The organism is Streptomyces fractus, assembly GCF_049844455.1.
Classification (GTDB): domain Bacteria; phylum Actinomycetota; class Actinomycetes; order Streptomycetales; family Streptomycetaceae; genus Streptomyces; species Streptomyces fractus.
Genome location: NZ_JBMYHI010000002.1, coordinates 9,438,143 through 9,456,831 on the forward strand (window position 1 = coordinate 9,438,143; position 18,689 = coordinate 9,456,831).

20 protein-coding genes are annotated in these 18,689 nt (G+C 71.9%); 10 read left to right on the forward strand and 10 right to left on the reverse strand.

The genetic code is table 11. The annotated features are described in order from the left end of the window. Positions 1 to 110: 110 nt before the first annotated feature. A complete protein-coding gene (locus ACP4E5_RS45045; protein WP_425840753.1) occupies positions 111 to 1,448 on the forward strand; it encodes a lipase family protein in 1,338 nt (445 codons plus the stop codon). Positions 1,449 to 1,508: 60 nt separating this feature from the next. Continuing rightward, on the forward strand, positions 1,509 to 1,916 hold the full coding sequence (locus tag ACP4E5_RS45050) for a RidA family protein (RefSeq protein ID WP_425840756.1): 408 nt from the start codon (positions 1,509 to 1,511) through the stop codon (positions 1,914 to 1,916). Positions 1,917 to 1,979: 63 nt separating this feature from the next. Here ACP4E5_RS45050 and ACP4E5_RS45055 read toward each other — a convergent pair whose 3' ends face one another. The 3 genes from ACP4E5_RS45055 to ACP4E5_RS45065 all read right to left on the reverse strand — a co-directional run bounded on the left by ACP4E5_RS45055 (position 1,980) and on the right by ACP4E5_RS45065 (position 4,488). Further along, positions 1,980 to 3,461 carry a SulP family inorganic anion transporter gene (locus tag ACP4E5_RS45055; protein ID WP_425840758.1) on the reverse strand — a complete coding sequence of 494 codons (1,482 nt, stop codon included), beginning with the start codon at positions 3,459 to 3,461 and terminating at the stop codon, positions 1,980 to 1,982. 8 nt (positions 3,462 to 3,469) lie between these two features. Further along, positions 3,470 to 4,051, reverse strand: coding sequence for a carbonic anhydrase (locus ACP4E5_RS45060; RefSeq protein WP_425840761.1), 582 nt, complete (start codon positions 4,049 to 4,051; stop codon positions 3,470 to 3,472). Between the two features lie 77 nt (positions 4,052 to 4,128). Beyond that, the gene (locus tag ACP4E5_RS45065; RefSeq protein WP_425840764.1) at positions 4,129 to 4,488 is read right to left on the reverse strand and encodes a hypothetical protein; all 360 of its coding nucleotides are present in this window, start codon (positions 4,486 to 4,488) and stop codon (positions 4,129 to 4,131) included. 173 nt (positions 4,489 to 4,661) lie between these two features. Between ACP4E5_RS45065 and ACP4E5_RS45070 the strand changes: the two genes are divergently transcribed. Beyond that, a complete protein-coding gene (locus tag ACP4E5_RS45070; protein WP_425840767.1) occupies positions 4,662 to 5,396 on the forward strand; it encodes a nitroreductase family protein in 735 nt (244 codons plus the stop codon). Between the two features lie 9 nt (positions 5,397 to 5,405). On the opposite strand, the gene ACP4E5_RS45075 is transcribed toward ACP4E5_RS45070, so the two are convergent. The 5 genes from ACP4E5_RS45075 to ACP4E5_RS45095 form a co-directional block, all read right to left on the reverse strand. After that, complete coding sequence (locus tag ACP4E5_RS45075) at positions 5,406 to 7,055, reverse strand: ABC-F family ATP-binding cassette domain-containing protein (protein ID WP_425840770.1); 1,650 nt, start codon at positions 7,053 to 7,055, stop codon at positions 5,406 to 5,408. An 83-nt stretch (positions 7,056 to 7,138) separates the two neighbouring features. After that, the gene (abc-f, locus tag ACP4E5_RS45080; RefSeq protein WP_425840773.1) at positions 7,139 to 8,773 is read right to left on the reverse strand and encodes a ribosomal protection-like ABC-F family protein; all 1,635 of its coding nucleotides are present in this window, start codon (positions 8,771 to 8,773) and stop codon (positions 7,139 to 7,141) included. 214 nt (positions 8,774 to 8,987) lie between these two features. Continuing rightward, a complete protein-coding gene (locus ACP4E5_RS45085; protein WP_425840776.1) occupies positions 8,988 to 9,476 on the reverse strand; it encodes an HPP family protein in 489 nt (162 codons plus the stop codon). Between the two features lie 157 nt (positions 9,477 to 9,633). Beyond that, positions 9,634 to 9,798 (reverse strand): hypothetical protein, encoded by a 165-nt coding sequence (locus ACP4E5_RS45090; RefSeq protein WP_385761637.1) that lies wholly within the window; start codon positions 9,796 to 9,798, stop codon positions 9,634 to 9,636. 131 nt (positions 9,799 to 9,929) lie between these two features. Next, positions 9,930 to 10,487: a Dps family protein gene (locus ACP4E5_RS45095; protein WP_425840780.1), complete on the reverse strand. Its 558-nt coding sequence runs from the start codon at positions 10,485 to 10,487 to the stop codon at positions 9,930 to 9,932. Positions 10,488 to 10,630: 143 nt separating this feature from the next. Between ACP4E5_RS45095 and ACP4E5_RS45100 the strand changes: the two genes are divergently transcribed. From ACP4E5_RS45100 to ACP4E5_RS45110, 3 genes are read left to right on the forward strand one after another with little or no spacing between them, the layout of a single operon-like run. Further along, complete coding sequence (locus ACP4E5_RS45100; protein ID WP_425840783.1) at positions 10,631 to 11,503, forward strand: ABC transporter ATP-binding protein; 873 nt, start codon at positions 10,631 to 10,633, stop codon at positions 11,501 to 11,503. Next, positions 11,500 to 12,483 carry an ABC transporter substrate-binding protein gene (locus ACP4E5_RS45105; RefSeq protein ID WP_425840786.1) on the forward strand — a complete coding sequence of 328 codons (984 nt, stop codon included), beginning with the start codon at positions 11,500 to 11,502 and terminating at the stop codon, positions 12,481 to 12,483. The genes ACP4E5_RS45100 and ACP4E5_RS45105 overlap by 4 nt, the downstream gene beginning before the upstream one ends. A gap of 4 nt (positions 12,484 to 12,487) precedes the next feature. After that, positions 12,488 to 14,542: an iron ABC transporter permease gene (locus ACP4E5_RS45110; protein ID WP_425840789.1), complete on the forward strand. Its 2,055-nt coding sequence runs from the start codon at positions 12,488 to 12,490 to the stop codon at positions 14,540 to 14,542. A 13-nt stretch (positions 14,543 to 14,555) separates the two neighbouring features. Here ACP4E5_RS45110 and ACP4E5_RS45115 read toward each other — a convergent pair whose 3' ends face one another. Then, positions 14,556 to 15,050, reverse strand: a complete 495-nt coding sequence (locus ACP4E5_RS45115; protein WP_425842158.1) for a peroxiredoxin — start codon at positions 15,048 to 15,050, stop codon at positions 14,556 to 14,558. Positions 15,051 to 15,161: 111 nt separating this feature from the next. Between ACP4E5_RS45115 and ACP4E5_RS45120 the strand changes: the two genes are divergently transcribed. The 3 genes from ACP4E5_RS45120 (at position 15,162) to ACP4E5_RS45130 (ending at position 16,501) form a co-directional block, all read left to right on the forward strand. Beyond that, on the forward strand, positions 15,162 to 15,368 hold the full coding sequence (locus ACP4E5_RS45120) for a hypothetical protein (RefSeq protein WP_306321985.1): 207 nt from the start codon (positions 15,162 to 15,164) through the stop codon (positions 15,366 to 15,368). Between the two features lie 262 nt (positions 15,369 to 15,630). Beyond that, a complete protein-coding gene (locus ACP4E5_RS45125) occupies positions 15,631 to 16,104 on the forward strand; it encodes an SsgA family sporulation/cell division regulator (RefSeq protein WP_425840793.1) in 474 nt (157 codons plus the stop codon). 112 nt (positions 16,105 to 16,216) lie between these two features. Continuing rightward, a complete protein-coding gene (locus ACP4E5_RS45130; RefSeq protein ID WP_425840796.1) occupies positions 16,217 to 16,501 on the forward strand; it encodes a hypothetical protein in 285 nt (94 codons plus the stop codon). Positions 16,502 to 16,606: 105 nt separating this feature from the next. Here ACP4E5_RS45130 and ACP4E5_RS45135 read toward each other — a convergent pair whose 3' ends face one another. After that, complete coding sequence (locus ACP4E5_RS45135) at positions 16,607 to 17,353, reverse strand: IclR family transcriptional regulator (RefSeq protein ID WP_425840798.1); 747 nt, start codon at positions 17,351 to 17,353, stop codon at positions 16,607 to 16,609. A 173-nt stretch (positions 17,354 to 17,526) separates the two neighbouring features. Here ACP4E5_RS45135 and ACP4E5_RS45140 point away from each other — a divergent pair, with 173 nt between their 5' ends. Continuing rightward, on the forward strand, positions 17,527 to 18,687 hold the full coding sequence (locus tag ACP4E5_RS45140; RefSeq protein ID WP_425840801.1) for an amidohydrolase/deacetylase family metallohydrolase: 1,161 nt from the start codon (positions 17,527 to 17,529) through the stop codon (positions 18,685 to 18,687). Positions 18,688 to 18,689: the final 2 nt, after the last annotated feature.

Here is an 18,689-nt window from a genome sequence, read left to right on the forward strand (position 1 = left end):
CGTGGTGGCGGTGGGACGTCCGCCTCGAGCGCGCCGTCGGCCTGCCCGAAGTTTCCGGCCGACAGCCGCCAGGCGGGGGTCGCCCCCCGCCCGTAGACCGGAGGTTCGCCATGCCCGCCGCCCCCACCCGTCTGTTGGCCGCCGCCGTGACCGTCGCCGCCTGTGTCGGAGCCCAGGCCGCGCCCGCCGCTGCGGCCACCGGAGCGGACAGCTCCGGCGACACGGTCTCGCGTGGTGTCACGATCCCCGCGTTCTACAACCCGCCGGCCGAACTACCCGGCGACAACGGGGCGTTGATCCGCAGCGAAGGGCTCCCGCTGGCCCTCAGCCTGCCCGGCCTGCACGGACCGCTGCCCGGCAAGGCGACCCGCATCATGTACAGGACCACCGACTCGAACGGGAAGCCCGCCGCGTCCACGGGCGCGTACATCGAGCCCAGCGCCAAGTGGCGCGGCTCGGGGCCGCGCCCGCTCGTCGCGCTCGCCCCCGGCACGCAGGGCCAGGGCGACCAGTGCGCCGCGTCGATGGGCCTGGAGCACCCGATCGTCTTCAACGGGCAGACACTGGTGGCCGGTTACGAGGATCTGGCGATCTACCGGCTCCTCGCCAAGGGCGTCGCCGTCGTCGTCACCGACTACATCGGCCTGGGCTCCACCGACCGCCTGCACACCTACGTGAACCGGCTCGACGAGGCGCACGCCGTGCTCGACGCCGTGCGCGCCGCCCGCGCCCTCAAGGACGCCACGATCACCAGCGGTTCCCGGGTCGGGCTCTTCGGATACAGCCAGGGCGGCGGCGCCACCGCCGCGGCCGCCGAACTCCAGCCGACGTACGCGCCGGATGTCACCCTCTCCGGCACCTACGCGGGCGCGCCGCCCGCCGACCTCGCCGCGACCACCAAGGCCATCGACGGCACCGACCTCGTCGGCGCGCTCGGCTGGTCGCTCAACGGGTTCCTGCAGTCCGACCCGGAGCTTCGGTCGATCGCCGACAAGCACCTCAACGACAAGGGCCGGGCCGCCCTGAAGGACCTCTCCACGGCGTGCGTCGGTGACGCCATCCTCGGCTACTCGTCCAAGAAGAGTTCCGCCTGGACGAAGGACGGCGAGACCCTCGAAGAGATCATCAAGGCCGAGCCGCGCCTCCAGGAGTTCCTCGCCCAGCAGCGCATCGGCACCATCAAGCCACAGAGCCCGGTCCGCGTCGCCACCGGTGTCAGCGACAACCTCGTCCCGCACGGCCAGGCACGCCAGTTGGCCGTCGACTGGTGCGGTCGCGGCGCCCAGGTCACGTACAAGCCGGTGAACATCCCGGACGTCGGCCGCGCCCTGATCAACCACTTCGCCCCGCTGCTCACCGACCAGGGTCCGGCGATCAGCTGGCTCACCGACCGCCTCTCCGGCAAACCGGCGACGTCCACCTGCGCCCAACTCCCGTCGCAGCGCTGAGCGTACGGGCGGATGCCGTGGCACGATGACGTCCCACCGCATCCGCCCGAAGGGAACCCCGTGCCCCGCGCCGTCACCCTCATCCGCTCCGACGCACTCTCCGATGTCGCCGAGTACGCCTACGCGGCCACCGCGCCGGCCGAGGCGCGGCTCGTCTTCCTCGCCGGCTCGTGCCCGCTGGCGAAGGACGGTTCGACCGTCGCGGTCGGCGACTACGCGGGGCAGGCGGCCCAGTGTGTCGCGAACATGCGCGTCGCGCTCGAAGCCGCCGGCGCCGGTCTCGGGGATGTCATCAACACCCGCGTCCTCGTCGCGTCGAACCGGCAGGAAGACCTGGTCACCGCCTGGGAAGTGGTGCGTGACGCCTTCGGTGAACACGACGTGCCGAGCACGCTGATGGGTGTCACCGTGCTCGGCTACGCCGACCAGCTCGTCGAGGTCGAGGCGGTCGCCGCCGTCGTCGACTGACCGACGTGCGAAGGCCCCGACTCCCGTGCGGCGCACGGAAGTCGGGGCCCAGTACGAGCGGGATCAGGCCGATGTCACCTTCACCGGCTCCGTCTCCGCCGAGCTGTGCCGTTCCGCCCAGTTCTCCAGGGCCGTGCGGCACGCATGATCCAGGTGGTGCAGGCCGGACAGGTTCAGCTCCACGGGACGGTTCTGCGGAAGTGCCTCCAGGCTGTCGAGGATCTTCGGCAGCTTCAGGAACGTCGCGTTGCCGGACAGGTGCGCCTGCACCGGACCCGCTCCCTTGTCTATGACCTCCAGCTTGATGTGCGAGGCGTCCCAGGCGGTCTTCACGACCGACAGGGCGAGGCCGATGAGCACACCCTCGAACATGCTGACCGCCACGATCGACACCGCGGTGACGACCAGGATCAGCGCCTCACCGCGATGGTCGCGCCACAGCTGGACCAAGGGACGCACGGGCACCAGCTTCGCACCGGCGTGCACCAGCACACCCGCGAGGGCCGGGATCGGGATGTACGCGAGCAGCGCGGGCAGCAGCGCCGCGAACAGCAGCAGCCACACACCGTGCATGACACGGGACGCCTTGGTCTTGGCACCCGCCTGCACATTGGCCGAACTGCGCACGATCACCGCGGTCATCGGCAGCGCGCCGAGCACACCGCACACCGCGTTGCCCGCGCCCTGCGCGAGGAGCTCCTTGTCGTACTCGGTGCGCGGACCGTCGTGCATCCGGTCCACGGCGGCCGCGCTGAACAGCGACTCCGCGGAGGCGATCAGCGTGAACGCCACGAGCGTGCCGAGCAGGCCGACGGTGAGGAGTTCACCGAACGCGTCGAGGGGCGGCGGCTGGATCGAGCCGATCAGGCCGTTGACCTCGACCATGGTGACGGGCGCGTCGAACACGAACGCCGCCAGCATGGCCAGGCCCACCGCGGCGAGCGGCCCAGGAACGACACGCGCCTTGCGGGGCATGTACTTCCAGCACACCAGGACCACGACGGTCCCGGCGCCCAGGGCGAGCGAGGCCAGCGCGCTCGTGCTGCCGAGCGCGTCGAGGAACGCCTCCGGAAGCCCGGCTATCTTGCCGAGACCCGACTCCGGGGCCTTGGCGTCGAGGACCGAGTACATCTGGCCCGCGATCAGGACCAGGCCGATGCCGGCGAGCATGCCCTCGACGACCGAGACCGAGATGGCCCGGAAGTAGCGGCCCACCTTCAGCGCGCCCATGGCGATCTGAAGCAGGCCGGTCGCCAGCACGATGACACCGAGGACCGGCAGACCGAACTCGCGCACCGCTTCGTACACGAGAACGGTCAGCCCGGCAGCGGGGCCGGACACCTGGAGGCTGCTGCCCCGCATCAGGCCGGTGACGATGCCGCCGACGATGCCGGTGATCAGGCCGAGTTCGGCGGGCACACCGGAGGCGACGGCGACGCCGACGCACAGCGGAAGCGCCACCAGGAACACGACGAGCGAGGCGGTGAAGTCCGCCTTGAGATGAGGGAACTTGGGGGATGGGGTGTGGGGGGCGGTTTCGGTCATGGCGGCGCTCACAGAGTCTCGAACGCGTCGGTGTCGACGCGGTGTTCGCGGACGGCGCCGGTGTGCACCTCGTAGTACCAGCCGCGCAGGGTGAGGCGGCCGTCGGCGAGCCGGCGCTCCACACACGGGTAGGAGCGCAGCCTGAGCAGCTGGGCGAGGACGTGCTGCTGGACGGCCGGACCGACGGTGACGTCGGCCGGATCGCACGCGCCGGGCTCGTCCGCGGCGTGCGCGAGCCAGTCCCGGACGGCGGGCACGGCCGCGAGGTCGTCGCCGCGCACCAGCGCGCCGATCGCCCCGCAGTGCGAGTGCCCGCACACGACGATGTCCTGGACGCCGAGGACTTCCACGGCGTACTCGATGGTGGCGGTCTCCCCGCTGGGGCTGCCGCTGGTGTACGGGGGCACGATGTTGCCCGCGGTGCGGAGCTCGAACAGCTCACCGGGGCGCGCGCCCGTGATCAGGGCCGGCACGACGCGAGAGTCGGAGCAGGTGATGAAGAGGACCTGCGGGGACTGGCCGTCGGCGTGACTGGCGAACTCCTCAGGGCGCTGGCCAAAGGTGCGGGCGTTGTCGATGAGGGGCTGCATGTGTGGTGATTCCTCCTGGCGCGCCGGCAGGGCGCGTCGGACGGGCAGGACAGGTGGGGGGTAACAACTGTCGGGAATCAGCAGCGGAAGACCTGTAGGGACGCCGCTGTCAGCTCGTCGATGGATCTCTCCGGGCGGACGTACGCGGGGTACGGCGCGGTCGCCGGCGCGGCCGTGGGGTCCGGCACGGGTGACTCGGCGTAGGGACAGGGGAGTTGGGACGAACCCGACGCCGTGCGATGACGGTCGCGGGTGCGGACCGCTTCGGCGGGCCCCTGCGGGCCCGTCCCGTCGCCGTGACAGGCCTTCGCGTCGGCAGGTGCCGCGACCGGGCCATGTGCGGAAGCGAACGAATGTCCGGACGCGAGCAGGGGGAGCGACAGCAGCAGGGCGATGACAAAAGCCACCGCCGTGCGCTTGCTCCCACCTCGGGACATGTTCCCCCCTCGCGTATCTCTCACCAAGAGATAGCCAACGTACGGTCAACTGATGGTCAAGAGACAGGTTAACTCTGCAAAGGTGGCTCGTAGGTTAACTGGGTGTTTCAGGTCGAAGGATGCGTGAAACGTGGGGGTGTTTTGGCGTGAATGGCACCCCTAGACTCACGATCATGACCGATGCCACCACCGTCACCCCGACACCCCAAATCGCCGACGACACCGCCCTGTTCGGCACCATGGCCACGATGCGCGCCATGCGCCGGCTGCGCCCGGAACCCGTTCCCGACGAGCTGCTCGAACGGCTGATTCAGGCAGCCGTGTGGGGGCCCAGTGGGGGCAATATGCAGCGCTACGAGTACGTCGTGGTCACCGACCCGGCAGTCATGGCGGAACTGTCACCTTTGTGGACACGCTGTGTGGACGCCTACCTGGCGACCACCGGCAAACACGCGCCCGAGGGCATGGACGAGGCGGCGTACGGGCGCATGGTCGCCGCCATCGAGTACCAGCGCGACCACTTCGCGGAGACACCGGCGCTCGTCATCCCCTGCTACCGGTTCCCGCCGTCGCGCGTCGACGAGGAGGGGCTGCGCGCCTCGGTCGCCGCGCTCGGACCCGCGGCGGCGGCCACGATGGCGAGCACGCAGGAGCGCTTCGCCGCGCTCGCGGAGGGCTCCTGCGTCTACCCCGGCGTACAGAACCTGCTGCTCGCCGCGCGCGGCCTCGGCCTCGCCGCCAACCTCACCATCTGGCACCTGATGCTGGAGGACGAGTGGAAGGCCGCGCTCGGCATCCCCGACGACATGCGGACGTTCGCCGCCATCCCGATCGGATGGCCGCTCGGCCGTTTCGGCCCGGTGCGCCGCAGGCCCGTCGCGGACGTACTGCACCGGAACCGCTGGTAGGTCACGCGGTCAGTCGTCGCCCGCGCCCCGCGCGAGCCGGATCTCGCGGCCCTTCCAGCGCTCGCGCAACCAGCGGTCGTGGCAGACGACGACGACGGCGCCGGGCCCCGCGCCCAGCGCGTCCTCCAACTCGTCGCACAGTGTGGGGGACAGATGGTTCGTCGGCTCGTCGAGCAGCAGCAGCTCCGGCGGGCTCGCCACGAGCAGCGCGAGCGCGAGCCGGCGCCGCTGCCCGACCGACAGCAGGCCGACGGGCTTGTCGAGGTCGGCCGGGCGCAGCAGGCCGAGCCCACCCAGTGGCACCGCCTCGGCCCGGGCGAACCCGAGCTCGCGCGCGTACGTGTCCCGGGCGGTGCGCTCGGGCCGCTCGAACACGGAGTCCTGGGCGAGCAGCCCCACCGACAGACCGGTACGCCGGTGCGTCCCGCCGCGGGGCGTCAGCTGCCCGGCAAGAATCGCCAACAGGGTTGACTTTCCACTGCCGTTGGCGCCGGTGACCAGGAGGCGGTCCTCGGGTGTCACGTCGAGCCGGTCCAGGGTCAGCCGCCCGGGGACATGCGCCGCCCGCAGGGACACGAGCGGCTCGTCGACGTCAGCGGAGGCTTCGTCGGCCGAGGCGCAGGTGAGGCGCTCGGGGCGGAAGCGCAGCGGCGGCGGAGGCGCGGCGACCTGTGCGCGCTCCAGCTCCTCCAGGCGGCGTGTGGCATTGCGGACCCGGCGTGAGATCTGGCTCTGCACCCGGTTGGCGCGGACGCCGTACCCCATCTTCTCGTTGTCGCGCGGACCGCGGTCCGGGGCGACACGGCGCGCCGAGACACCGGCCGCGTGCCGCAGCTCCGCCAACTCCTCCTGCTCCTCGGCGAATCGGCGCTCCCACCGCTCCCGCTCGGCCCGCTTCTCGGCGAGGTAGGCGCTGTAGTTGCCGCCGAACCGCACCGGCCCCTCCACCGCCGGATCGAGGTCGACGAGGTCCGTGCAGACGGCGTCGAGGAACGCCCGGTCGTGGCTGGCGAGGACGACGACACCGGGCAGCGCCCGCAGTTGCTCCTCCACGAACAGCGCGGCGTCGTCGTCGAGATGGTTCGTCGGCTCGTCCAGAAGCAGCGCGGTGGGACGGCGCACGAGCAGCGCGGCCAGGGCGAGCCGCCCGCGCTGGCCGCCGGAGAGCGAACCCAGGGTGCGGGTGTGCGCGAGCGCGCCGAGGCCGAGACCGGCGAGGGTGATCCCGGCGCGCCGGTCCGCGTCCCACGCCTCGTGCTCCCGGGCGCTCTCGAGCAACTGCCCATAGGTGTCGAGCAGTTCGGGGTAGGCGGCGGAGTCCTCCGGTGTCCGGGCGAGGCGGTCACCGAGCCGGTCGAGCTCGGCGAGTTCGGCGCGGGTCTCGCGCAGCGCGTCGTCCAGTACGTCCGCGATCGTCGCTGTGGTGTCGTACGGCGCCTCCTGCTGGAGGAAGCCGAGGTCGGGCGGCCGCACGACGCTGCCCGAGTCGGGGGTGTCGACGCCGGCGAGTAGACGCAGCAGCGTCGACTTACCGACCCCGTTCTCGCCGATCAGGCCGATGCGGCGGCCGGGGGCGGCGGTGAGCGACACACCGTCGAGGACGCGGCGGGTGCCGAGGGTGCGGGTCAGGTCGTGGGCGATGAGGGCGGGCTGAGCCATGAGATGTGTTCCGTTCGACGTGAGAGCCGTGGGGCCCGCCGGACGTACGCCTCGGGGCGGGCCAATGTCGTCACGCCGACGGATCACATCTCGGGCGCACCCACCTCGGTCAGCTCGCCGTCCGCGAGCCGCAGCCCGCGCTCCACTCCGATCCGCGCGAGGAACCGCTCGTCGTGGCTGACCACCATGAACGCTCCCTGGTAGGAGCCGAGCGCGCTCTCCAGCTGGCCGACGCCGACCAGGTCGAGGTTGTTCGTCGGCTCGTCAAGGAGCAGCAGCTGCGGGGCCGGCTCCGCGCACAGCACGCACGCCAGGGTGGCCCGCAGCAGTTCCCCGCCGGAAAGGACCCCGACCGGCAGTTGGGCGCGCGGGCCGCGGAACAGGAACCGGGCCAGCAGATTCATCCGCTCCGCCTCCGGTCGCCCCGGCGCGAACGCGGCGAAGTTCTCCGCGACGGTGCGCTCGGGGTCGAGCAGGTCGAGGCGCTGCGAGAGATAGGCGATCCGTCCTTCGGACCGCTTCACGCTGCCCCCGCTCGGCTCCAGATCGCCGCTCACGAGCCGCAACAGAGTGGTCTTCCCCGCCCCGTTGGGCCCCGTCAGCGCGATTCGTTCGGGGCCCCGCACCGCGAAGTCCACGCCCGCGGCGGCGAACAGGTCCTGCTCGCCCCGGCGGACCTGCGCGTGCTCGGCGAGGACGAGGGTGCGGCCCGCGGGCACCTTGGTGTCGGGGAGATCGAGGACGAGGCGCGGATCGTCGCGCACGGCGCGCTCCGCCTCGTCGAGCCGCGCCTTGGCCTCGCCGACGCGGGCCGCATGCGTTTGTCCGGCCCGGCCCGCGGACTCCTGGGCGCCCCGCTTCATGGTCCCGGCGAAGATCTTGGGCAGTCCGGCGCTCTTCAGGTTGCGCGCGGCGTTGCTCGCGCGCCGTTCGGCGCGTTCACGGGCCTGCTGCATCTCCCGCTTCTCGCGCTTCACCTCCTGCTCGGCGTTGCGGACGTTCTTCTCGGCGACGTCCTGCTCCGCGCTCACCGCCTCCTCGTACGCGGTGAAGTTGCCCCCGTACCAGCGCAGTTCACCGTGGTGCAGCTCGGCGATCCGCTCCATCCGGTCCAGGAGCGCGCGGTCGTGACTGACCAGCAGCAGACAGCCGTTCCAGCGCTCCAGCACGTCGTAGAGGTGGCGACGGGCGTCGAGGTCCAGGTTGTTGGTCGGCTCGTCGAGGAGCAGCACATCGGGCCGGCGCAGCAGTTGGGCGGCGAGGCCGAGGGACACGATCTGGCCGCCGCTGAGCGTGTCGAGACGCCGGTCGAGACCGAGGGCGCCGAGGCCCAGGGAGTCGAGTTCGGCGCGGGTGCGCTCCTCGATGTCCCAGTCGTCGCCGATGACGGTGAAGTGCTCCTCGCTCACGTCCCCCGACTCGACGGCGTCCAGGGCCCGGACGATCTCGGCGACACCGAGCACCTCGGCCACCGTGAGCGAGCCGGCCAGCGGCAGGGTCTGAGGGAGATGGCCGAGCAGACCGTGCACGGTCACCGATCCGCCGGTGGGCCTCAGCTCACCGGCGATCAGCTTGAGCAGCGTGCTCTTGCCCGCGCCGTTCGGGGCGACGAGCCCAGTGCGGCCGGACGGCACGGAGAAGGACAGGCCGTCGAACACCGGGGTGTCGTCGGGCCAGGAGAAGGACAGGTTCGAGCAGACGACGGAAGCGTCGGACACGGAAGCAGACCTCGCGTGGGAGACGGGCAGACCGATACGGCTGCCCGGAACAGGAAAAGGGGACGACTGTGAGGCCACCGAGGCGGTGCGTCAGCGCACCGGCCACTGGCCTGTCAGAGCCGGGTCATCACCCGGAGATGTCGTCGTCCACCGCCATGTTCGTTCTCCTCAAGAGGCGAAAGGTCCAAGAACACTAACAGCTACGGGTGTCCCGTCACCAGCTCAATGGATAGCGGACCGGGTGTCCGCCGATCCGCCCCGGCAGCAGTCCGCACAGGACCAGCAGCCCGGTGCCGAGCGCGAGGAGAGACAGGAAGGGGACGGGGTGCGGGGCCTGCAGCACGACGATCACCGCGGTGGCGGCCGCGGGGGAGTGGGAGAGATGCGTGAGCATCATCGCCCCGAGCGAGAGCCCGGCGGCGACGGCCGCGCCCCATCCGTTGCTCCCCGTCACCGCGAGCGTCCCGAATCCGATGGCGGCGGAGATCAGCTGGCCACCGACGAGGTTGCGGGGCTGCGAGATCGGCAGCCCGGGCGCGCCGTGCACCAGGGCGGCGCTCGCGGCGAGCGGGGGTATCAGGAGTGGCTGCCGCAGCAGCACGCCGACGCCGACGAGGACCAGCAGGGCGCCGATCGCGAAGACGGTGGCCCGCAGGGCGTGCAGAGGATGGGGGCGGGGGACGGCGGACGGGGGCGTGGACATGCGATCTCCGGGCAGGGCGGGCGGGGACCCGGTGATCATAAACAGAATGTTGAAGCCCGGGCATTTTGCTTGCCTCTCGGGCAAAAGGTCGCCCGCCCTGCCCACCTGCCCTGCCCGCCTGCCCCGCCCGCCGGCGCGGCTGTCGCCGGCCGGACCACTACTGCCGTCGGTTGTCCTCCGCGATCCGTGTCGCCCGCGAGCGTACGTCCGCCTCGGACAGGCCCGCGTCGCACACGATCGTCATCACGCTGCCGTCGTCCAGCGACACCTGCCGCATCTCGACGCCCAACTTCCTTGTGCGCTGCGGCTCTTCGTCGGACATGAGAGCTCCTCACGGTCGACGCGGCGCTGTGCCGCGTCGACTCAACAATTGACGAACTCCCACGGTAGGCACACCCGGTGGTGCGCGGGGCGCACCGGCGGGGCGCAGTCACACGATCGGGTCCGTGGACCTCACCGTACGGCCTGGTGTGCTGCCTCCGCCTCGGTGTCGGCGTCACCGGTGCGCAGGGCGCCGCCCGCCGTCTCCAGGTGGGCGCGGACGAACCACTGGAACTTCTCGAGCTCGCGCAGCTGTCCGATCAGCAGGTCCTGGGTGGCCACGTCGATCCTGCCGGTCTGCTCGACCGCCTTGCGGACGTCCTCGATGAGGCCTGTGTAGACGACGTCGAGCGCGCCGAGGTGGGCGATCGCGTCCGCCCGGCCGACGCTGTAGTCCTCCCAGGTCCGCGCGGCGACGAGCACGCCGGGCGTGCCGTGGCTGACGCCGCCGAGCGCGGCGGCGCGCTCCGCGACCTCGTCCGCCATGTCCCGGACCTTCTCGACCTGCGGGTCGACCATCTCGTGGACGGCGATGAAGTGCGGTCCGACGACGTTCCAGTGGATGTGCTTGAGCGTGAGGTGCAGATCGTTCAGGGCGTGCAGGCGCAGCTGCAGGATGTCGATGAGTTCGCCCGCCTCGGCGACGGTCAGGCCGGGGACGGTGTACTTCGGGTTGCTCCGCAGAGCCATGGTGCGTGTCTCCCTTCGGACTTCGAGCGGAATGAGCCGCACTCCCGGACTACCCCGCATGACAGATCCATTCATGGTCGGCGCCGATCGGAAGGCGGCGCCCGGGGTTCCACAAAAGGTTAGGTTAGGCTAACCTTCGGGGCGTGAGATCTGGTGAACGCGCAGGTAGCGCCCCTTGTCCGCGCGGTCACGAACTGTCGGCCGAGCATGTGACCGTGTCGTACGACGGAGTCGACGTCGTGCACGACGCGGCCCTCGTCCTCAGGCCCGACGAAGTGACCGCCCTCGTCGGCCCCAACGGCAGCGGCAAGTCGACGCTGCTGCGGACCGTCGCTCGGCTCCAGAAGCCCCGGCACGGCACGCTGAGCCTCGACGCGGGAACGTCCGACGCCGCCGACGGCTTCGACCTCACCGCCCGTCAGTTCGCCCGCCGCGTCGCCCTGTTGACGCAGAGTCGGCCCACGCCGGGCGGGCTCACCGTGCGCGACGTCGTCGAGTTCGGCCGCTATCCCTACCGCGGACGGTGGGGGCAGGCCGACGCGGAGGGGCCCGAGGTCGTCGACCGGGTCCTCGCGATGACCGGCGTCGAGACGCTCGCGGACCGGGGCGTCGACCAGCTCTCCGGCGGACAGTTGCAGCGCGTGTGGCTGGCGAGCTGCCTCGCCCAGCAGACCGGCGTGCTCCTCCTCGACGAGCCGACCACCTACCTCGACCTGCGCTATCAGATCGAACTTCTCGACCTCATGCGGGACCTGGCGGACGACGGCGGCATCGCCGTCGGCGTCGTCCTGCACGACCTCGACCAGGCCGCCGCCGTCGCCGACCGGATCGCGCTGCTCAGCGAGGGCCGCGTCATCGCCGACGGCGCCCCCGAGGACGTCCTGCGCTCCGAGCGCCTCACCGAGACGTACGGCATCCGCGTCGACGTCGACACCGACCCCTTCACCGGACGGCTGCGCACCCGCGCGATAGGCCGTCACCACAGCAGAAGCGAAAGGCTCCAGAGCACCTCATGAGACGCACCCTGATCGCCGCGGCGACGGCCGCCGCCGCGGCCCTCGTCCTGTCCGCCTGCGGCACCTCCGAGCCCGCGAAGGCCGGCTCCGCCGCCACGTCCGAGAAGATCACCCTGACCGGCGCCAACGGCTCCGAGGTGAGCCTGGACGGCCCGGCGACCAAGGTCGTCGGCACCGAGTGGAACGTCGTCGAGTCCCTCGTCACGCTCGGCGTCGACCCCGCGGGCGTCGCCGACGTCAAGGGCTACAAGGCGTGGGACACCGCCGCGCCGCTCACCAACTCGCCCAAGGACATCGGCACTCGGGGCGAGCCCAGCATGGACAGCATCGCGGGCCTCACCCCGGACCTCATCGTCGCCACCACCGACCTGTCGGCGTCCGCGGTCAAGCAGATGAAGAAGATCGCCCCGGTCCTCCAGGTGAAGTCGGCCGACGGAGCCGACCAGGTGGGCCAGATGTTCGACACCCTCGACGTCCTCGCGAAGGCGACCGGCAAGCAGGACGAGGCGAAGGCCGCCAAGAAGGCGTACGAGTCGAAGCTCGCCGAGGGCAAGAAGGCGCTCAAGGACGCGGGCGCCGACGGCTCGAGGATCGCCACCGCCGACGGCTATGCCGCCTCCAACCAGGTGTCCGTACGCGCCTTCACCAGCGGCTCCCTGCTCGGCTCCGTCAACGAGGACCTCGGCCTGAAGAACGCCTGGAAGGTCAAGGGCGACAAGGACTACGGCCTCGCCACCACCGACGTCGAGGGACTCACCGGACTCGGCGAGGACGTGCGGTTCACCTACATCGGCAACAAGAAGGCCGGCGGCTCCGATGTCTTCACCAAGGACCTCGCCGACAACTCCGTGTGGAAGTCCCTGCCCTTCGTGAAGGCCGGCGACGTGCACCGACTGCCCGACGGCACCTGGCTGTTCGGCGGGCCGAAGTCGATGGAGCACTACATCGACGGCGTCGTCGCCGCCCTGACGAAGAAGTAGGCACGTGGCCGTCACCGCACCTCCCCGCACCCTGGCGGCGCCGTCGATCGGCGCCGTCGGGGTGACCGGCGGGCTCGTGCTGCTCGTCGCCGTGCTCGCCGTCGTCGACATCACCTACGGAACCGCCGACGTCGGCGCGCGCCAGGTGTGGCAGGCCCTCACCGGGCACGCCGAGGCGGGCGACGCCTCCGTCGTCGTCGCCTCCCGGCTGCCCCGCATGGCGGCCGGGCTGCTCGTCGGCGTGGCGCTCGGCGCGGCGGGCGCCGTGCTCCAGGCGGTCAGCCGCAACGTGCTCGCCTCGCCCGACACCCTCGCCGTCAACGCCGGTTCGTACCTCGCGCTCGGCGTGCTCACGGCCACCGGCGCGACCGCCTCCGTGCTCGCGTCCTCCGCGGTCGCCTTCGTCGGCGGACTCGCCGCTGCCGCCGTGGTGCTCGGGCTCGCCGGACGCGCCGCCACCACCGTCCGCCTCGTCCTCGCGGGCAGCGCCCTCGCCCTCGGGCTCAACGCCGTGACCGAGGCGCTGCTCCTGCTCTTCCCCGAACAAACCGACGGCCTCTACCAGTGGGGCCAGGGCAGCATCGCCCAGAACGGCTTCGCCGGTGTGGCCCGCATGGCGCCCATCGTGCTCGCCGCGCTCGTCGGCCTGATGCTGCTCGCCCGCCGCGTCGACGGGCTGACCCTCGGCGACGACGCGGCGCGCGGCCTCGGCATCCCGGTGCGCGGCACCCGCGTCACCGCCGTCGTGCTCGCCGCGCTGCTCTCGGCGGCAGCGGTCACCCTGGCCGGACCGATCGGCTTCGTGGGCCTGTGCGCCCCGGCTCTGGTCAGGCCGGTGGCCCGCCGGGTGCGCTCGCTCGTACGGCACCGGGTGCGCATCCCCGTCGCGGGCCTCGTCGGCGCCGCCCTCGTGCTCGGCTCCGACGTGCTGCTGCGCGCCGTGACCTCCGCCCAGGTGGCCGTCACCGTGCCGACGGGCGTGGTCACCAGCGTCGTCGGCGCCATGTTCCTCGTCGTGATGGCGCTGCGCCTGCGCGACGGGGACGCCGCCGCGCCGCCGGACCGGATGCGCATCCCGAGCCGCAAGGTCTTCACGGTCACCGTGGTCGCCCTGGTCGCGGTGCTGGCCGGCACGGCCGTCGCCGGCGTCCTCCTCGGCGACAGCACCCTGCTCCTCGGCGACGTCGTCAACTGGGCGGGCGGGCAGGCCGGTCAGGCCATCACGTTCGTCCTGGACACCCGGGTGCCGCGCGTCCTGGCCGCACTGTGCGCGGGCGCGGCGCTCGCCCTGTCCGGCACCCTCGTGCAGTCCGTGACCCGCAACCCGCTCGCCGAACCCGGCGTCCTCGGCGTCTCCGGCGGCGCGGCCCTCGGCGCCGTCCTGCTGGTCACCACCGTGCCCGGCGCCGGCTCGTGGACCATCGCCGGCGCGGCGTTCGCGGGCGCGGGCGTCACGGCGGCGATCGTGTTCGGCCTCGCGGCCAAGGGCGGCTTCCAGCAGAGCCGGCTCGTCCTCGTCGGCGTCGGCGCGGCGTCGGGGACGGCGGCCCTGATCAGCCTCCTGATCGTGCTCACCGACCGGTTCAGCGCGACCAAGGCCCTGGTGTGGCTGTCGGGTTCGACGTACGGGCGCACTTTCCCCGACGTGCTGCCGGTCGCGGCCGTGCTCGTCGTCGCTGCCATCATCGCGGTCGCCCGGCGGGGGGAACTCGACCTCGTCTCCCTCGACGCGGACACGCCCCGCCTCCTCGGCCTGGACCTCGCGCGCGGACGCCTCGGCTTCCTGGTGCTGAGCGTGCTGCTCAGCGCCACGGCGGTCGCGGCGGCGGGCACGATCGGCTTCGTCGGTCTCGTCGCGCCGCACGCGGCCCGCGCCCTGGTGGGCCGCAAGCACGTGCGCGTCGTGCCCGTCGCGATGCTCCTGGGCGCGGTCCTCGTCTGCGTCGCGGACCTGCTGGGCCGCTCCGTCATCGCCCCGGCCCAGCTGGGCGCGGGCCTGATGACGGCCGTCGTCGGCACGCCGTACTTCGTGTACCTGCTGGTGCGCGGACGCCGGTAGGGTCGGGCGGCCCTCAGCCCGCCTTCGTACGCAGCGCTTCGAGGGCCCGGTCCGCGTGCGCGCTCATCCTGAACTCGCTGCGGACCACCTCGAGGACCCGGCGGTCGGTGCCGATCACGAACGTGGCGCGTTTGGTCGGCAACGGGGCGAAGCCGCGCGCCACCCCGAACCGGCCGCGCACCTCGCCCTCCGGGTCGGACAGCAGCGGAAACCCGAGGGTGTGCCGCTGCGTGAACTCCCGCTGGCGTTCGACGGCGTCGGAGCTGATCCCCACCGGGCGCGCGCCGACCGCCGCGAACTCCGCCGCCAGATCCCTGAAGTGGCAGGCCTCCGCGGTGCAGCCGGGGGTGAGCGCGGCCGGGTAGAAGAAGAGCACGACCGGCCCCTCGGCGAGCAGCGACGACAGCGACGTCGGCGCCCCCGTCTCGTCGGGCAGCGTGAAGTCCTCGACGACGGAACCGGCTGGATCCGGGTGGACGTGGGCATGGGGCCTCCCAGGGTTCGGCAGTGGACGCGTGTGCCATTCACGTATACCGGCACGTATACCGGACGGTAAGTCGTACCGAACAGAATGTGCCCCAGGGATGTTGAGCCGGTGCGAGCTGGGTAGGGGCCGCTCATGGATGTGTCGCATGACCAGAACGTGGAGACGGCGGTGGCCGCCGCCGCCTTCCTCTCCGGGCAGCAGGTCACCGAGAAGCAGTGCGGTGGCTGCGGAACCGTGGTGGCAGGCATCAACGGCCGCTATGCGTGCGGCGCTTGTGGCTGGATCAACCACTGGTCGGACGGTGACACCCACCTGCCCGGAGCGGAGGACGACGTCTGAGCGACGCGGTCGAACGTTCCTGCGGAGTCGGCTCCTCGCGTCGAACTGGTTGTGAAGGCCGTCGGGTCATTCGCGCATATGCCACCCGGTGTATGCCCCTTGGCCTAAGGTTTGGAATGTCGCCCATGTCGGGCGGCAGCACAGTCCGGCGGGAGCGGTGATGGGCCGGGCGACCTCACGCACCGGCAGTGCCGCCGGGCGCGGGGCAAGGAGTGATGAGCGCTCCCGCGCAGGTGCGACAGCAGGGATGAGGTGTGTCAGGGTGAGCCCTGACGAACGGCACACGCATGGGCGCCTCGAGGCGCTGGTGACCGGAGTTCTCGCCTACCCGGACGGCGAGCGGCTCGCATGTCAGGTCGAGTTGCGGTACAGCGCGGACGACCCCTTGGTCGTCCGGCTCGTCGTCCCCAACGGTCCGGCGCGCGGCGGGAGTTGGGTGCTGTCGCGCGATCTGCTCTCCGCCGGACTCACCGGCGCGGCGGGCATCGGCGACGTCACGGTGCGCCCCGTGGCACAGGAGAACGAACCGCTCGGCGTGGAGATCGAGATCCGCGGCGACGCGCACATCGGCACGCCGGCCCGTTTCGCGATGGGGCACCGGGCGCTGCTCACGTACCTGGAGCGCAGCCACGCCCTCGTCCCGTTCGGGAGAGAGGCCGACCAGGGCGCGATGGACCGGGAGTTGGAGCTCTTCCTCGACGAGAAGGACCGGCCCGGGGAGGCGGGGAATACGTGATAACCCGCGGATTGAGCCCTTCGTGTGATCCTCGGCCCCGACCGCAACCGGCGCACGGCCCCCGTCGCTCTCTGCCTTCGAGACAACGGCGTACGCCACGAAGGAGGCCGGCATGCACACCATCACGACCGGGCTGGACGAAGAGCAGACCTACGCCACCGACTGGGCCGACGACTGGCTGCTGGCCCCGCCGAACCCGGCGCACCGCCTGCCCTCCCGGGTGGACCCGAAGGACATGCGCCGCCTCGAACTGCACGCGGTGCTCACGGCGTCGGGCATCGCACCCTCGCCCGGCGACACGGAGGCCATCGAGCAGCTCAGCGCGCTCCCGGACGCCGTACACACCACCCTGCGCCGCTGGCTGGGATGTTGCGGGCAGTGCGGATGTCACGTCTGAGCCCCGCCGTGACACCGGGTGGCGACACTGACGACACCACTGGGACGGGCCCCTCCACACCGGGTGTGGAGGGGCCCTGGTGTGTCGTCGCTCTCCGGTGTGTCGTCACAGGCGCCGTGACACGTCCTGCGCCGCCTGTCGTACCGCCGGGGCGAACCCGGCCAGTTGCTCCTCGGTGACGAGGAACGTGAGCGAGGATACCGAGACGGCGGCGACCGGTGAGCCGTCCGCGTCGAGCACCGGGGCCGCGATCGAGCAGATCGACGCGTCCGCCTCCTCGTAGTCGGTGGCGTACCCGGCATCGCGGATCGCGGCCAACTCCCCGGTGAGGGCCGCCCGATCGGTGTGCGTGTGCGGGGTGCGGGCGGGCAGTCCGGTGCGGTCGAGGATCGCCGCGGCCTCGTCGGCCGGCAGATGGGCCAGGAGGGCCTTCCCCGCGGCGGTCGCGTGCAGCGGCAGCGGGGCGCCGACGTCGGTGGCGATCCGGTAGGCGTGACCCGGGTCGACCTTGTGCGTGTACGTGGCATGGTCCCCGCTCGGCACCGCCAGGTGCACGGCCTGTCCGAGCCGTTGCTGCAGCGCGCGCAGCACGGCGTCGATGCCGACCGCGTCGTCGGCCAGTACCTGAGCGGCCATCGCGCGCAGTTGGTTGCCGCAGCCGTAGCGGCCCTCGCCGTCTGCCGCCGCGTACCCCTCCTCGACGAGCGTGGCGAGGACCCGGTGCGTGCTGGCCTTGGAGACGCCGGAGCGATCCGCGATGTCGCCGAGCCGGTGCGGTCCGTCCGCACGCGCCACGGCGTGCAGCACACGGAGTGCCTTGACGACGGAATTCGCGGGCTTGCTCGGTTCCATTGACCCTCCGAGGAGACGCGGGCTATGTTTCCACTCGATCCGCCGAGCGGAACGCCATTCTACTCCACGGAACGAACTCGGGTCCTCGGCCCGGGTGTCCAGCAACGGTGTGCCCAGCCGCGCCCCGCCGCGCCCGTACGCACCACTTTCATGCCAGGGAAAGGTCGCCGTCCATGGCCGTGCACACAGCTCCTGCCGCAGGTCCGCAACGATTCGATCTCGTCGTCTCGGGCGGGCTGTTGGCCGACCCCCTGCGCCCGGAGCCCTTCGCAGGCGATCTCGCCGTGCGCGACGGCCGCATCGTCGCGACGGGGGAGCCGGGCACGCTGGTCGGCGGGCGGCGCGTCGATGCCACGGGGCTGCTCGTGGCACCCGGCCTGATCGACCTCCACTCCCACGTCTACGCGCCCGGCACCTCGCTCGGTGTGTCCGCCGACACGGTCGGCGTCGAGCAGGGTGTCACCACCGTGGTCGACGCGGGCAGTTGCGGCAGCGACCACTGGGACGACTTCGCGGAAAACGTTGTCAACGCCGCGGCGACCCGCGTCCTGAGCTGGCTCAACATCTCCCGGCACGGCCTCGTCCACGGCCGCACCGAACTCGCGGGCGGCCCCGGCGATATCGACGAGGCCGCCACCGAGAAGCTGCTGCGCGAGCACCCCGACCGGGTGCGCGGCATCAAGGTGCGGATGAGTTCCTCGGTGCTCGGCGACAGCGGCCTCGAACCCCTGAAGGCCGCGAAGCGGGTCGCCGCGCGGGTGGGCCGGCCGGTGATGGTGCACGTCGGCAACGAGCCGCCGCGCCTCGCCGACGTGCTGGACCTGCTCGGCGAGGGCGACGTCGTCACCCACGCGTTCCACGGCAAGCCGGGCGGCCTGTTCGGCAGCGAGGACGCGGCGCGCCGGGCCGTGGCGCGCGGGGTGCGGCTCGACGTCGGCCACGGCAGCGCCAGCCTGAGCTTCGCGACCGCCGAACGGGCCCTCGCCGCGGGCTTCTCCCCGTACACCATCAGCACCGACGTGCACGTGGGCAATGTCGGGGGACCGGTGCACTCGCTCGTCACCACGCTCGACAAGCTGCTCGCGCTCGGGCTCACGCCGCACCAGGTGATCCGGTGCGCGACGCTGCACCCCGCCCAAGTGCTCGGCCTGGACGACGAGTTGGGCACGCTACGCGTCGGTGCGGTAGCCGACCTGACGCTGCTGCGCCTCACCGAGAGCGCCGCAGTACTCACCGACGCCGACGGTGACACGCGTGCCGCCCGCACCCGCCTGGAGGCGGTCGCGACAGTGCGCGCCGGACATGTCCACACCCCCGGGACCGCCACCGGCTGAGT